Raw genomic sequence first — 14,145 nt, 5'->3', positions numbered from 1 at the left:
TGTTCGCCCGAGTCCGGCCCTGTCCACTACTCCAGCATTTCCTTGAAGATGACTTCCAAACACATCGATACGGTATTGCAGCACGCGGGCACCGCCCCGTTCGACCCCCAGACCGGCACCGCGCCCGTTCCGCTGCCGCCCATGCGCGCCAGCACCGTGCGGTTTCAGAATCTGGCCGCCCTGGAGCAGGCGCAGCGCAGCAAGGCCGAAGGCGGCCGCGCCACCACCTACGGCCGCATGGGCATGGATACGCACGCCGCCCTGGAACAGGTCTTCACGCAGCTGGAAGGCGGCACGCATTGCTACCTGGCTTCGTCGGGCCTGTCCGCGATGACCATGGTCATGATGGCGCTGTGTTCGGCGGGCGATCACGCGCTGATCTCCGATTGCGTATACGGCCCGATGCGCGAGCTGGACGACGCGGTGCTCAAGCGCATGAACATCGAGATCACCTACTTCGCGGCCGATGACGACCTGGACGCGTTGGTGCGGCCCAATACCAAGCTGCTGTATGTGGAATCGCCCGGTTCGCTGCTGTTCGAAATGCTGGACATGGGCGCGATGGCCGCCTTCGCCCAACGCCACGATCTGGTGCTGGCCACCGACAACACCTGGGGCTCCGGGTATATCTATCGGCCGCTGACGCTGGGGGCGCAGGTCTCGGTCATTGCCGGCACGAAGTATGTGGGCGGGCACTCCGACCTGATGCTGGGCGCGGTCGTGACGAACGACGCAGCCATCGCCAAGAAGCTGAACCGCACGCAGTACGCGATGGGCTATTCCGTCAGCGCCGACGATGTCTGGCTGGCGCTGCGTGGCGTGCGCACCATGCCGATCCGCATGGCGCAGCACGCGCGGCACGCGTTGCAGGTATGCGAATTCTTCAAGAGCCGCCCCGAAACAGTGCGCCTGTTCCATCCTGCCCTGCCGGAAGATCCGGGCCATGCGTTGTGGCAGCGCGATTGCACGGGCTCCAACGGCATGCTGTCTGTCGAGCTGCGCCTGTCGCCCAAGGCGGCGCGCGTGTTCGTGGACGCGCTGACCTTGTTCGGCATCGGCTTTTCGTGGGGCGGCTACGAAAGCCTGGTGCAGCTGGTCTCGCCCAAGGACCTGTCCAAACACCGCTATTGGGGCGAAGGCGACAACGCGCTGGTGCGTTTGCACATCGGCCTGGAAGCGCCCGAAGACATCATCGCGGACCTGACCCAGGCGCTGGAGAAAGCGGCGGCGGCCGGCGAATAACAGCCGCCCACGCCGTCGCCCTTGCGGCGACGGCCGCCCTATTGCCCGGTCGCCGCCTCGCGGATCCACGCGCCGATGCGCTGGGCAATCTCGTCGCTGTTGTCGTCCATCATCGGCATGTGTGAATTGCCCGCGATGCCCATGTCCGCCAGCCGCCACGTGTCGACCCTGGCGCCGTGGCGCGCCAGGGCATCGGCATACTCCCGGCCGCTGGCGACAAGGCGCTGCCACAACGGCGTGGCGTCCAGGAAGTCGCCGTAGACGAACAGGAACGGCTTATTCGCCACGGCGGCTGTCGAGACCTCGGCAGAGAAACCCGAAGGTTCGATGCCGATCACACCGCGCACCAGATCGGGCCGCGCATGCAGGGCTCGATAGGCGACCTCGCCGCCATGGCTGTGCGCCACCACCAGGCAGGGGCCGATGCGATCCAGCGCCGCGCAGAAACCATGCAGCGCTGCATCGTTATTGCCCAACCAGCGTGGCACCGCGTGCCGGATGAAATCGTCGAACGCCCCAACCGGAAAGCGCAGCCCGGCGAATGCGCGGCGCGTGTTGAAGTCTTCGGCGCGGCCCATGCGAAACAGCGACCAGCTTTCCTCTGCCGTGCGGATGATGGGCGGTTCCGGCCAGACCTGTTCGAAAGGCGCCCATCCAGCGCGTCCACGTTCGACGTTGTCCACCACATACACCGCATGACCCTGGCGCAGGAAATGCTGCATCCAGCCAGCGCGTCCGTCAGGCGTCTGTTCCCACATCGCACCCGTCATGCCGCCGCCATGCAGCAGCACGATCGGAAGCGGATGCGCGAGGCGCGCCGGGATGAAGTACTGCACATAGGCCTGTTCAAAGTGGTACAGGCCATTGGGGTCGTAGGCGAGCGACGCGCTCTTGGTGAACGCGATGTCGCGCTGCGGCAGGCCAGCGATGCGCACCGGTCTGCCGCCCGCATAGAAGCTGCCGAAATCGGCCAGCGTGACGGTTTGGGCGGGGGACGGGGTCATCGCTTGACCAGCGGGCATTGGCTGTCCGACAGCGGCCACGCGAGCGTGTCGCCGGGGATGCTGCGCACGATGTTGTAGTAGTCCCAGGGCGCCTTGGATTGCGCGGGCGTCTTGACCTGCGCCAGCATCATGTCGCGCACCACCAGGCCGTCTTCGCGGATGTGGGCATTCATGCTGAACGGGTCATCGATGGGTAGCGCTTTCATCTTGGCCATCACCGCGTCGGCGTCCGCCGTGCCGGCCGCCTTCACGGCTTGCAGGTAGTGACGCACCGAGCTGTACACGCCTGCTTGCAGGAAGGTCGGCGGACGGCCGACGCGGGCCTCGAACTTCTTGGTGAAGGCGCGCGTGCCGTCATTCATGTCCCAATACGAGGGCACGGTCAGGTAGGTCTTTTGCGCCGCCTGCAAGCCCAGGCTGTGCACGTCGGTGATCAGCAGCAGCATGGCCGCCAGCTGCTGCGCGCCGCCGATGCCGAATTCCGCCGCCTGCTTGATGGCCGAAATGGTGTCGCCGCCCGCGTTGGCGATGGCAATGATCTGCGCTTTCGAGCCCTGCGCCTGAAGCAGGAAAGACGCGAAGTCGGAGGCGTTGAGCGGGTGAAAGACGGTGCCGACGTCTTCGCCGCCGCTGGCCTTGACGACCGCCTCGGTGTCGGCCGCCAACTGCTTGCCGAACGCGTAGTCCGAGGCCAGGATGAACCAGCGCTTGTTGCCTTCGTTGACCACGGCGGTTGCGGTGCCGCGCGACAAGGCATAGGTGGTGTAGGTCCACTGCACGCCATAGGGCGAGCATTGCGCCTGCGACAACGCGGTGGTGCCGGGGCTGGAGAACAGCACCAGCTTTTTCTTTTCGCGCGCAATGCCCTGCACCGCCAGCGCGACCGAGGAATTGGGCACGTCCACCACCACGTCCACGCCGTCGGTGTCGTACCACTTGCGGACCATGCTGCTGCCGATATCGGGGCGGTGTTGATGGTCGCCCGAGACCAGCGAGATCGGCTTGCCCAACACGCTGCCGCCCACCTCTTCGATGGCCAGTCGGGCGGCTTCCACCGAGCCCTTGCCAGTGGCGTCGGCGGTCACGCCCGCCATGTCCGTGAGGACGCCGATCTTGACGCCGTCCGCCGTGCTGGCATGCGCGGCGCTGGCCGCAAAAGCCAGGCTCAGGCCCAGCGCCAATGCCGCGCGCTTGCGCAGGAATTGCTGCTTCATTTGTCTTCCACCCTTTTTGATGCCGTCGTTGCGGCGAATTCTCGTGGCAAAAGTGTAGCGCCGCGAGTTCAAAAGGATGGAAGACTTTCTCAGCGATTCCTCAAAAGAAAACGCCCCGGCCATGCGGCCGGGGCGTCTGGTTCGCGTGTGCGAAAAGAATTACTTGTTGCGTGCCATCGGGATCAGGACGTCGATTTCCTTGATGGCGCCTTCGTAGCTGTTGCCCGCCATGACCGGCGAGGTCATGAACTTGCCACCCACGGCAAACGACGGGGTGCCTTCGATGCGGTAGGCGTCGGCCAACTGCGTGGCGCGCTGCACTTGGGTCTGCACGCTGAACGAGTCGAAGATGGAATCGAACTTGGCGCGGTCCACGCCTTGCGTGGCGGCCCACTCGCCCATCGACTTCTTGTCGAACAGGCGCTTGTTTTCACCGTGGATGGCGGTGAAGAACTTGGCGTGCAGGTCGGGGCGTTCCAGGGCCATGAACGTGTAATAGACCTGCTGCAGCGGCTTCATGCCGGCGTTGAAGGCGATGGGAACCTGCTTGAGCACCACGTCGGACGGGGCGGTCTTGGCCCAGGTTTCAACCATGGGTTCCATGGCGGCGCAGTGCGGGCAGGTGTAGGCGAAGAATTCCAGCACTTCCACTTTGCCCGGAGTATCAGAGGGCAGCGGCGGGTTGATGGCCACATAGGCTTGCGAGCCTTGAGCCTGGCTGACCGGACTGAAGAACGTGGAGGCGGTCAACGCGGCCGCGGCCATGATGCGAAGGATCTTGGGGGACAACATGGATGAGAGGTTCCTGAGTAAAAAGTTACAGACAGGCCCGGGGCCGGATTAGTTCAATGCAAAAAATAGCGCCGGAGCGGCCTACTGGCGCACCACGGCGGTTTCGATCTTGTTTTCACCCAGGCGGCCGCGCGCCCGGTTCATATCGTCCAGCCGCGCGAACGGGCCGACGCGCACGCGGTTCAGCGGCTTGCCATTCACTTCGGCCTTTTGCACGGCGACCGGCAGACCCAGAAGAATGATGCGGGCCTTGAGCGATTCCGCATCGTTCTCGCCTCGGAACGCGCCGGCTTGCAGATAGTACGTGCCGGTTGCTGCGGGGGCGGCGGCCTTGGCGGTCGGCGCGGGCGCGGGCTTGGACAGAGGCGTGGGCGCCGGGCTCGGTGCTTGATTGGACGCGACGGCGGCCGGCGCCGGTGCCGTCGCCTGCGGTTTGGCGGTGGACGGCAGCGTGGCGATCAACGCGCCCAGGTCGTCCAGGCGGGACGGCGTTTCATCCGGCTTGGACGCTGCGCCGGTGCCAGCGCCCGGCAAGGGAGCGGGCGCGGTGGCGGTGGGACCAGTGGGTGGGGCTCCTGCCGCGCCGTCGCGGCCATACAGGCCCGCGTTCGGATCCGGCGCCTGGCGCGGGTCGGGCAGCTTGCCCGTGTCGCCCTGGCGGCTGGCCCGGTCCACGAAGGGTACGGGGGCCTTGGTGACGTAGAAGGCCACGACGGCGGCCACGATCAGACCGATGAGCAGGCCGGCGAGCGCCCCGTAAAGGGTGCTGCCGCTTTCGCCTGAGGAACGGCGGGTGGTTTTTCGCTTGGTTGCCATGAACCGATGTTACATCCGCTCGGGCGCGGACACGCCCATCAGCTCCAGGCCGTTGGCCAGGACCTGACGCGTGGTTGCGGCCAGCCGCAGACGGGCCAGTTTCAGGGCGACGTCGTCGACCAGCACGCGTTCAGCCGCGTACCAGGCGTGGAAGTCCGATGCGCAATCGCGCAGCCAGAACGCGATGTGGTGCGGCGACAGATCCTGCGCGGCCAGCGCCACCACGTTGGGGAATTCGGCCAGGCGTTGCATCAGGGCGAATTCGGACGGCGCGGTCAGCAGGGACGTATCGGCGGCAGCCACGTCGGCGGCGGGCATGCCGGCGTTGTTGATCATCGTGCTGATGCGAGCGTGGGCGTACTGGATGTAATAGACCGGGTTCTCGTCGCTTTTCGACAAGGCCAGGTCCACGTCAAACACGAATTCGGTGTCGGCGCGGCGCTGGATCAGGAAGTAGCGCACGGCGTCGCGGCCCACCCAGTCGATCAGGTCGCGCATGGTGACGTAGCTGCCGGCGCGCTTGGAGATCTTGACCTCTTCGCCGCCGCGCATCACCTTGACCATCTTGTGCAGCACGTAAGACGGGTAATCCTTCGGGATGCCCTCTCCCAGCGCTTGCAGGCCGGCGCGCACGCGGGCCACGGTGCCGTGGTGGTCGCTGCCCTGGATGTTCACGGCGCGGTGAAAGCCGCGTTCCCATTTGGCCTTGTGGTAGGCCACGTCCGGCACGAAATAGGTGTAGCCGCCTTCGCTCTTGCGCATGACGCGGTCTTTGTCGTCGCCCGTGCCCAGTTCGGTGGTGCGCAACCACAGCGCGCCGCCCTCTTCATAGGTATGGCCGCCGGCGATCAGCGCGTTGACGGTGGCTTCGACCCGGCCCGACGTGTACAGCGAGCTTTCCAGGTAGTAGTTGTCGAAGGCCAGACCGAACGCTTGCAGGTCCAGGTCTTGTTCGCGGCGCAGATAGGCCACGGCGAAGACGCGGATGTCGTCCAGGTTGTCGATGTTGCCGGTGGCGGTGACGGGTTCGCCGTCGGACGGCTGGATGGTCTTGCCGTCCTGGAAGTCGCGCGCGATGTCGGCGATGTAGTCGCCCTTGTAGCCGTCGGCCGGCCAGTCGGGCGACTCGGTCGTCAGCCCACGGGCGCGCGCCTGCACGCTGATGGCCAGATTGTGGATCTGGTTGCCGGCGTCGTTGTAATAGAACTCGCGGGTAACGTCCCAGCCGATGGCGTCATACAGGCGGCAGAGGGCGTCGCCCAGCGCGGCCTGGCGGGCGTGGCCCACGTGCAGCGGGCCGGTGGGGTTGGCCGACACGAATTCAACCAGGATCTTTTCACCGCTGCGGGGGGCGCGGCCATAGCTTGCGCCCTGCTCTGCGACGGCGGCGATGACGGCCTGGCGGGCGGCGGCGGTGATGCGCAGGTTGATGAAGCCGGGGCCGGCGATTTCAGCGCTGTCGACCAGATCACGGGCGCCGGGGGCGGCCATCAACGCGTCCACGATGGCTTGGGCGAGTTCGCGCGGGTTGCGGCGGGCCGGCTTGGCCAGCTGCATGGCCACGTTGGTGGCGACGTCGCCGTGGGCGGCGACCTTGGGGCGCTCCAGCAGCACGTTGGCCTGGGCGTCGGGAAGGCTCTGCGCGACGGCGGCCTGGATCAGGGAGATAAGCTGTTTTTGTTGCTCGGGGAGCATGGGCGTCTGAAGTAGTTCTGGGTGAGTGACCAAGGCGGCGATCAAACGGACGGTGTCCGGGCCGGCGGTGTCACGGGAATCATCCGGAATGATAGTTGATTTGGCAGCCCAACCGGCGGCCCTGAGGGCCGAAACCGTCCGTCAAGCGTTCGGGTTGGCGGCAGAACTGTCAACAAAATCAAATGCCTAGGCGGCGAGGCACGCGCCCGGCGACGCGTCACGCTGGCGTGCCCGGAGGCGCCAGTTGGCATCAAGGGGGCGTTGCGGTAGTGTACGTAACGTATTCATTGAGGGAGACGACAATATGCTGATTACCTTTCACTCCAAGGTTGTGGCCGAAGTCCTGATGCTGTCCGACCACGCCGGCCCCATCCTGCAAGCGGCGGGCAAGCCTGTTGGCGACAAGATTCCCGAGCGCGGCGTTTTCACGGTCGAGCAACTGGCCCCCGCCATCAGCGGCATCGAACACGCGATCCAGATCGCCGAGCATCCGGAAGATGACGACGACGACGAAGACAAGGCGCCCCGATCCGCCATGGCGCGCGCGGTTGGCCTGAAGGAACGCGCTTTCCCCCTGCTGGACATGTTGCGGCAATCGCAGGCTGCCGGCGTCGAAGTCACCTGGGAAGCCTCGCGCGGGTGGTAAGCAATGTCGCCGGACGGACAATCTGACCGGCGATTTTTGCCTACCCTTGCCGCCTGACGCCCATTCAAGGAATTCTTTATGCGCAGCGACATCACCATTGTTTTCAACACCCGCCAGTCGCTGGACCTGAGCGCGACGGTCGAGCCGTCCCCGCAGCGCCAGAGCGACGCGCGCGACTGGTTCGACGGCGCCTGGGAAACCCTGGGCTGCGAACCCCTGCGGCCCAGCGGCAAAGTGCTGTTGCTGGACAAGGTGCTGGGCGTGGCCGACGCGCTGGGCTACGACACCCTGTCCACCGACACCAAGGAAGCCCGCGAATTCGCCGAGCATCTGGCGCTGGCGCTGGAACGCCCGCGCATCACCGTCGACCTGCCGGGCCTGACCGTCGGCTACTGACGGCGCGGGCTTGGCAAACGTAAAAATCCCCGCCAAGGCGGGGATTTTTCTTGCCGGCACGCGTCCGGAACTACCGGATGCCCGCCCGCATGAACGATTGCACGAATTGCCGCTGGAACAGCAGGAATGCAATCAGCAGGGGCGCGGCCGACATCAGCGTCGCGGCGGTGATGACCGACCAGTCGATGCCCTGGTCCGTGGACGAGAACACCTGCAAGCCCACCGTCAGCGGCCGGGATTCGACCGAGTTGGTGATGATCAGCGGCCACAGGAAGTTGTTCCAGTGGTGGCTGACCGACACCAGCCCGTAGGCCACGTAGATCGGCTTGGCCAGCGGCACATACACCTTCCAGAGAATCTGCATCGCGCTGGCGCCTTCCATGCGCGCGGCCTCTTCCAGCTCGCGCGGCACCGTCTTGAACGTCTGGCGCAACAGGAAGATGCCGAAGGCGGAAGCGAAGTACGGCAGGCCGATGGCGAACACCGTGTCGCGGATGCCAAGCTGGCTCATGGACCGGTAGTTCTCCACCAGCAGCACGTCCGGCATGATCATCAGCTGTAGCAGCACCAGCATGAAGACGAAGTCGCGGCCGCGGAACTCGAAGCGCGCGAACGCGTAACCCGCCAGCGTCGACAGCACCAGCTGCGCGGCCAGCACCATCGTGACCAGCAGGAAGGTGTTGAGGAAGTAACGTGGAAACGGCGCGGCCTGCCAGGCGCGCGCGAAATTATCCAGCGTCAGCGGTGCGAACAGCTCGAAGCGGGTGGCGTAGGCGGGCGGGTGGAATGCCGCCCACATCGCGTAGGCCAGCGGCAGGATCCACAGCAGGCCAAGCGCCCATGCGCCCAGGGTATCTAGCTTGTCTTTCATTGATAGTGCGTCCTGCGATCCAGCCAGCGGAACTTGAACAGCGCGGTCAGCGCCAGTACCACCAGCAACACGACGGTCAGCGTGGCGGCGTAAGCCGTGTCCCAGAAACTGAAACCCACCTGGTAGATGTAATACAGCAGCAAGGTGCTGGCGTTGTCCGGCCCGCCGCGCGTCATCACGACCACGTGATCGACCAGCCGGAACGCATTGATCAGCGCATTGATCAGCACGAACAACGTGGTGGGCATCAGGAGCGGCCACAGGATGCGGCGGAAATACTGCCAGCGTGACGCGCCTTCCAGCATGGCGGCCTCGCGCAGCGACGGCGACACCGTCTGCAAGGCGGCCAGGTAGAAGATCATGAAAAAGCCGGATTCCTTCCAGACGGTCACGAGCATCAGCGCCGGCAAGGCGGTCTCGCGGTTGCCCAGCCAGTTCGGGCCGGGCGACCCGAACCAGCCCATCACCTGCGCGATCAAGCCGTATTGCGGCGTGTAGAAAAACAGCCAGATGTTGGCCACCGCCACCATCGGCAGCACCGTGGGCGTGAAGTACGCCATGCGTAAAAAGCCACGGCCGCGCAGATTGCGGTTCACCCACAGCGCCATGATCAGCGCGATGCCGATCGACGTGGGGATCGTGCCCAGCGCAAACCACAGGTTGTTCCACAGCGACTGCCAGAACACCGGATCGTCACGCATGACGGCGTAGTTCTCCAGGCCCACGAAACGCGCCGGACGCGCGCCCTTGGGCGTGGAGAAAAAGCTGTGCCAAAGCGTCGCCAGCGCCGGGTAATGTGTGAACGCGGCGAGCAGCACGATGGCTGGCAGCAGAAGCAGCCAGCCATAAAGCGCATGTAAAGAGCGGCTCATCGTGCTTGTCGGTTTATTTGTAGGGACGCAGGATGCGATCGGCCTCGCGCTGCGCGTCGGTCAGCGCCTGCTGCGGCGTCTTCGAACCCGTCAGCGCCGCTTGCAGCGCGTCGTTCAGGGTCTTGGTGACGCGCTGGTTTTCATGCGTGGAAAATTCCGCCACGCTGACTTCCAGCTGGTCGCGCGCGACCGCGGCGGCCGGCACTTCCTGCGCGTACTTCTTCATCTTCTCGGTCTGCCAGGCGGCTGGCGTCACGGCCACGTAGCCGGTGGCGATGCTCCAGTCGGCCGCGCGTTCCGGCGTGGTGACCCACTGAGCGAACTTCAGCGCGGCCTGTTGCTGCGCGGGCGTGCCGCTCTTGAAGATGTAGAAGTTGCCGCCGCCCGTGGGGCTGCCGCCGCGCTTTTGCTGCGGCATCATCGCCACGCCGAACGGGAAGTCGGCGTTCTTGCGGATGTTGGTCAGGTTGCCGGTCGTGGTCCAGACCATGGCGGCCTTCTTTTCCAGGAAGTCCTTGGGCGTGGTGCCCCAGTCGATGGTGCCGGTCGGCATGATCTTGTGCTTGGCGGACAGGTCGCGCCAGAACTGCGCGGCTTCCACCACTGCCGGCTTGTCCAGGTAGACCTCGTTGCCGGCTTCGTTCATCAGGATGGCGCCGTTGGGCGTGGTCAGCGCCTGGAACAGCCAGTACGCGAACGCGCCGCCCGACGGGATCTCGATGCCCCATTGCGTCGTGTTGCCCGAGGCGTCCTGCCGGGTCAGCTTCTTGCCGTAGTCGACCAGCTCCGCCCAGGTGGCCGGCGCGCGTTCCGGATCCAGGCCCGCTGCCTTGAACAGGTCCTTGTTGTAGTACATCACGATGGTCGAACGCTGGAACGGCACGCCCCAGGTGTGGCCGCCCGTGCGGCTGTTCTGCATGAAGGCGTCATAGAAGCCGCCCAGCCACTTCTTGTCGGCATCGCTCTTGGCCAGCGAATCGATCGGCACGATGGCGTCTTCATCGATCAGCGTGAACATGTCGGTGGACAGCAGCACGGCCAATTGCGGCGGCGTGCCGCCCTTGAGCGCCGTCAGCGCCTTGGCGATGGAGTCCTGATACGAGCCGGCATAGATCGGCTTGATCTTGATGTCGGGATTCTCCTTTTGGAAATCCGCGACCATGTCGTCGACGATCTTGGTGATCGGGCCGCCGACGGCGACCGGGTAATAGAACTCAACCTCGACGGGTTTGTTTTGCGCCTGAGCAGGCAGGGACAGGCAAGCGGCGGCCAGGCTGGCGGCCAGGGTCTTCAGAACGATGCGTCGCATGGTGCGTTTCCTTTCCAGTGCAATGGGCGGCTACTAGCGCCCGACGGTGTTGATGACCGCCGAATCGGCGGCAAAGAAATGCTGTTGCCCGTCTTGCCACGACAGGCCCAGGGCCTCGCCGGCGCGGGCGCGCAGATGGCCGCCCACCCTCACGGCCACGCCGCTGGTGTCGCCAACGCGGCACACCACGATGGAGTCCGCGCCGAAGTATTCGACGCTTTCGACGATGGCCGGGATGCCGGCGCTATCGATGCGGATGTGTTCAGGGCGCACGCCCAGCTTGACCGCGCCGGCCGGCGCGTTCGCGATCACGGGGCCTTGCGTGCCGGCGATGACGGCCGCGCCGCTCGCGGCGGCCAGCCCGATCAGGTTCATGGGCGGCGTGCCGATAAAGCGCGCCGCGAATTCGCTGGCCGGCCGCGCATACAGGCCGTCCGGGGTGTCGTGCTGTTCGATCTGGCCGCCACGCAACAGCACCACCTGATCGGCCATGCTCATCGCCTCGGTCTGGTCGTGCGTGACGTAGACCATCGTGATGCCCAAGTCCTGCTGCAAGGCGCGGATCTCGCGGCGCATTTCGTGGCGCAGCTGCGCGTCCAGGTTGGACAGCGGCTCGTCCATCAGGCACACCGGCGCCTCGGAAATCACCGCGCGCCCCAGCGCCACGCGCTGTTGCTGGCCACCCGACAATTGCGAGGGCTTGCGGTCCAGCAGATGGCCCAGGCCCAACAGGCTGGCCACGCGCTGCAAGCGCCGTTCGAAGTCGCGCGCGGGTTCCTTGCGCACTTTCAGGCCGAACAGGATGTTCTCGCGCACCGACAGGTGCGGGAACAGCGCGTAGGACTGAAACACCATGGAGATGCGGCGCTTGGCCGGCGGCAACTGCGTGACGTCGCGCTCGCCGATGCGTATGGTGCCGGACGTTGGCGTATCCAGGCCGGCGATCATGCGCAAGGTGGTCGACTTGCCGCAGCCCGACGGGCCCAGCAGAACCGTGAAGCTGCCGGCAGGCACCGTGAAGCTCACGCCGTGGATGGCGGCGGCGCTGCCGTACTGTTTGGTGAGGTTATCCAGGACGATGGATGACATGCTGTCTCGACGATCTAATTGTTAGATCCGCATTGTTGCCTGTTATGAAAACCTTTTCATTGTGCAGCGCAAACATGACGGATTCGTGGCAAGCCTGACGGCCTCAAACTCAGCGGCGCAACCCTCGCGCCGCGTTCATGCAAACGGATAAGGACCCGGGTAATCCCCCAGCACCGCGTGATGCGTGACCAGGCTCGCGCCTTGCCACCAATGCAGCTGGTAGCCGGGCGGTTCCATGATGTATTGCAGCGTCGGGCGCGGTCCCAGTTCAAGCGCCAATTGGTGTGCGGTGCCGGGACAGGTGGATGCGATCGTGCCGCCAAAACGCTGGAAGATGGTGCGGTGCAGATGGCCGCACAGCACGCGCTCCACATTCGGAAAGCGCGACACGATGCGTTCCAGTTCCGGCGCGCCGGCCAGCAGGCCGATGGCGTCCATGTGTTCGATGCCGGTCAGGAACGGCGGATGGTGCATCAGCACCAACGTGGGCCGGTCGGGCTGTTCGGCCAGGCGCGCGGCCAGCCAATCGAGCCGGTCCTGGCACAGTTCGCCGTGGCTTTTCATCGGCACCACCGTGTCCAGCGCCAGCAGGCGCAGCGGATAGGTCTCGATGGCGTACTGGATGAAGGGGCCGGCGCCCTGCAAGTAGGTGTGGTCGGGAAAAGCGGCGCGCAATTGGGTGCGGTCGTCGTGATTGCCCGGCAGCAGGAAATAGGGAATCTCCAGTGCTTGCAGATGCTCGCGCAGCACCTGGTATTCATGCGGGCGCCCCAGGTCGGTGAGGTCGCCCGTGATCAGCACGCAGTCGGGCCGGGGCGTCAGCGCGTTCAGCGCGAGCACGGCCGGCGCCAGGAAGGCGGCCGGGTCGATGACACCGTAGGCCTTGTCGCCCGGGGTGCGCATGTGCAGGTCGGTGATTTGGGCAATAAGCATGATGCGTGCGTATGTCGGAATGGAAAGGTTCAGCGGCGTACCGAGGCCGCGGTGCCGCCCACCACGATGCAATGCGGCAGGCGATTCGATTGGGCGGGCTGGCCATGGATCTGCGCCAGCAGGTTCGAGCACGCCGTCTGTCCGATGCCGTCGCTGGGTTGCGCCACCGTCGTCAGCGGCGGCGTCAGCAATGCGCCAAAGCGCATGCCGTCAAAACCGCATACCGAAATATCGGAAGGCACGCGCAAGCCCAGCGCCACCAGGTCGGCGATGACGGCGGTGGCGAGCAAGTCGTTTGAGCAGAACAACGCGGTAGGCGCCTGTTTGCCGCGCAAGGCGGCCTTGAGTACGTCGGCGTCGCTGCCCGTGTGCGAGCTCATCGCGATGTGCTGCACGGTGTCCAGGCCCAGCTTCTTGGCGCAGGCGCGCGCGCCGCTCAGGCGGCGCCTGGCGCGGTCCGACGCGGTCAACGGGCCCGTCACCAGTGCGATGCGGCGATGCCCCAGCGCGGCCAGGTGGGCGACCATGTCGCTGGCCGCGGCGCGGTTGTCCACGGACGCGAATGGGTGCGTCGCGGACTCGTTGTAGACCAGCACGTAGGGCATGCCGGCGCTGTCCAGGTCGTCCAGCGTGGCGCTTTTGTTGACGTCGGCCACGGTCAGGATCAGGCCATCCACTTGATGATCGATCAGGCCCTGCACGGCGGCGGACTCAACGGCCGGGTCGTAGCCGGTGGCGGTCAGCATGACGCTGTAGCCCGATTCGCGCGCGCGGCGCTCGGCGCCTTCGAAGCACTCGGCAAACACCGGATTGGACAGCGTGGGCAGGATCAGGCCGATGGTGCGGGTGCTGCCCGAACGCAGGCTGCGGCCCACACGATTGGGCCTGAACCCCGCGCGCTTGGCCACGTTGCGGATGTGCGCCAAGGTGTCCGGATGCACGATTTCAGGCTGGTTGAACGCGCGCGAAACCGTCGCCGGCGATACGCCAGCCTTGCGGGCCACTTCAATGATGGAAAAGCGGGGCGACGGGCGCGTAGCCATACCGAGGTCGATTGTCGATTTGCTGAAAACGTTTTCATCTTACAAGACAAATATGACCTTTGTGTTGCACGGGTTTGCGCTATGCTGACGTGAACGCAACAACATAAAGCCAAGGCGCGACGCAGTCGTTCTACCCTGGAAAACACGGTGTTTCTGGTGTTTTTCCTAATTGACGCGGTGCGCACAATGGCTGGGATCGGTTCGCTCGCCACCCCGTCGCCCT

Annotated in this window: 14 protein-coding genes; 3 read left to right on the top strand and 11 right to left on the bottom strand. The window is 65.4% G+C overall.

All coding sequences use genetic code 11. From position 1 onward, the window contains the following. Window positions 1-48 precede the first annotated feature (48 nt). Window positions 49-1,242, top strand: coding sequence for a cystathionine beta-lyase (gene metC, locus API01S_RS22330; RefSeq protein WP_061306175.1), 1,194 nt, complete (start codon window positions 49-51; stop codon window positions 1,240-1,242). A 38-nt stretch (window positions 1,243-1,280) separates the two neighbouring features. Here metC and API01S_RS22325 read toward each other — a convergent pair whose 3' ends face one another. The 5 genes from API01S_RS22325 to argS all read right to left on the bottom strand — a co-directional run bounded on the left by API01S_RS22325 (window position 1,281) and on the right by argS (window position 6,763). Further along, window positions 1,281-2,264 carry an alpha/beta hydrolase family protein gene (locus tag API01S_RS22325; RefSeq protein ID WP_061306174.1) on the bottom strand — a complete coding sequence of 328 codons (984 nt, stop codon included), beginning with the start codon at window positions 2,262-2,264 and terminating at the stop codon, window positions 1,281-1,283. After that, window positions 2,243-3,460 (bottom strand): ABC transporter substrate-binding protein, encoded by a 1,218-nt coding sequence (locus API01S_RS22320; protein WP_061306173.1) that lies wholly within the window; start codon window positions 3,458-3,460, stop codon window positions 2,243-2,245. Before API01S_RS22320 ends, API01S_RS22325 begins: the two co-directional genes overlap by 22 nt. Window positions 3,461-3,619: 159 nt before the next feature. Next, window positions 3,620-4,252, bottom strand: coding sequence for a thiol:disulfide interchange protein DsbA/DsbL (locus API01S_RS22315; RefSeq protein WP_061306172.1), 633 nt, complete (start codon window positions 4,250-4,252; stop codon window positions 3,620-3,622). Between the two features lie 81 nt (window positions 4,253-4,333). Then, on the bottom strand, window positions 4,334-5,068 hold the full coding sequence (locus tag API01S_RS22310; RefSeq protein ID WP_061306171.1) for an SPOR domain-containing protein: 735 nt from the start codon (window positions 5,066-5,068) through the stop codon (window positions 4,334-4,336). A gap of 9 nt (window positions 5,069-5,077) precedes the next feature. Then, the gene (argS, locus tag API01S_RS22305; protein ID WP_006216761.1) at window positions 5,078-6,763 is read right to left on the bottom strand and encodes an arginine--tRNA ligase; all 1,686 of its coding nucleotides are present in this window, start codon (window positions 6,761-6,763) and stop codon (window positions 5,078-5,080) included. 304 nt (window positions 6,764-7,067) lie between these two features. Here argS and API01S_RS22300 point away from each other — a divergent pair, with 304 nt between their 5' ends. Continuing rightward, on the top strand, window positions 7,068-7,409 hold the full coding sequence (locus API01S_RS22300) for a DUF1840 domain-containing protein (RefSeq protein ID WP_006216763.1): 342 nt from the start codon (window positions 7,068-7,070) through the stop codon (window positions 7,407-7,409). A gap of 78 nt (window positions 7,410-7,487) precedes the next feature. Then, on the top strand, window positions 7,488-7,805 hold the full coding sequence (locus API01S_RS22295; protein WP_061306170.1) for a hypothetical protein: 318 nt from the start codon (window positions 7,488-7,490) through the stop codon (window positions 7,803-7,805). A gap of 70 nt (window positions 7,806-7,875) precedes the next feature. On the opposite strand, the gene API01S_RS22290 is transcribed toward API01S_RS22295, so the two are convergent. The 6 genes from API01S_RS22290 to API01S_RS22265 all read right to left on the bottom strand — a co-directional run bounded on the left by API01S_RS22290 (window position 7,876) and on the right by API01S_RS22265 (window position 13,922). Next, window positions 7,876-8,676, bottom strand: coding sequence for a carbohydrate ABC transporter permease (locus API01S_RS22290; protein WP_006216766.1), 801 nt, complete (start codon window positions 8,674-8,676; stop codon window positions 7,876-7,878). Beyond that, window positions 8,673-9,548 (bottom strand): carbohydrate ABC transporter permease, encoded by an 876-nt coding sequence (locus API01S_RS22285; RefSeq protein ID WP_006216768.1) that lies wholly within the window; start codon window positions 9,546-9,548, stop codon window positions 8,673-8,675. Before API01S_RS22285 ends, API01S_RS22290 begins: the two co-directional genes overlap by 4 nt. A 13-nt stretch (window positions 9,549-9,561) precedes the next feature. Beyond that, the gene (locus API01S_RS22280; protein ID WP_006216769.1) at window positions 9,562-10,857 is read right to left on the bottom strand and encodes an ABC transporter substrate-binding protein; all 1,296 of its coding nucleotides are present in this window, start codon (window positions 10,855-10,857) and stop codon (window positions 9,562-9,564) included. Window positions 10,858-10,890: 33 nt separating this feature from the next. Beyond that, the gene (locus API01S_RS22275) at window positions 10,891-11,946 is read right to left on the bottom strand and encodes an ABC transporter ATP-binding protein (RefSeq protein WP_006216770.1); all 1,056 of its coding nucleotides are present in this window, start codon (window positions 11,944-11,946) and stop codon (window positions 10,891-10,893) included. 135 nt (window positions 11,947-12,081) lie between these two features. After that, window positions 12,082-12,879, bottom strand: a complete 798-nt coding sequence (locus API01S_RS22270; protein ID WP_061306169.1) for a phosphodiesterase — start codon at window positions 12,877-12,879, stop codon at window positions 12,082-12,084. A gap of 29 nt (window positions 12,880-12,908) precedes the next feature. Beyond that, window positions 12,909-13,922: a substrate-binding domain-containing protein gene (locus API01S_RS22265; protein WP_006216773.1), complete on the bottom strand. Its 1,014-nt coding sequence runs from the start codon at window positions 13,920-13,922 to the stop codon at window positions 12,909-12,911. Window positions 13,923-14,145 lie beyond the last annotated feature (223 nt).

Origin of the sequence: Achromobacter piechaudii NBRC 102461 (genome assembly GCF_001571245.1) — a bacterium.
GTDB lineage: Bacteria > Pseudomonadota > Gammaproteobacteria > Burkholderiales > Burkholderiaceae_B > Achromobacter > Achromobacter piechaudii.
Note: the sequence above shows the minus strand (reverse complement) of the source record. Positions and strands in the feature narration are given on the sequence as shown.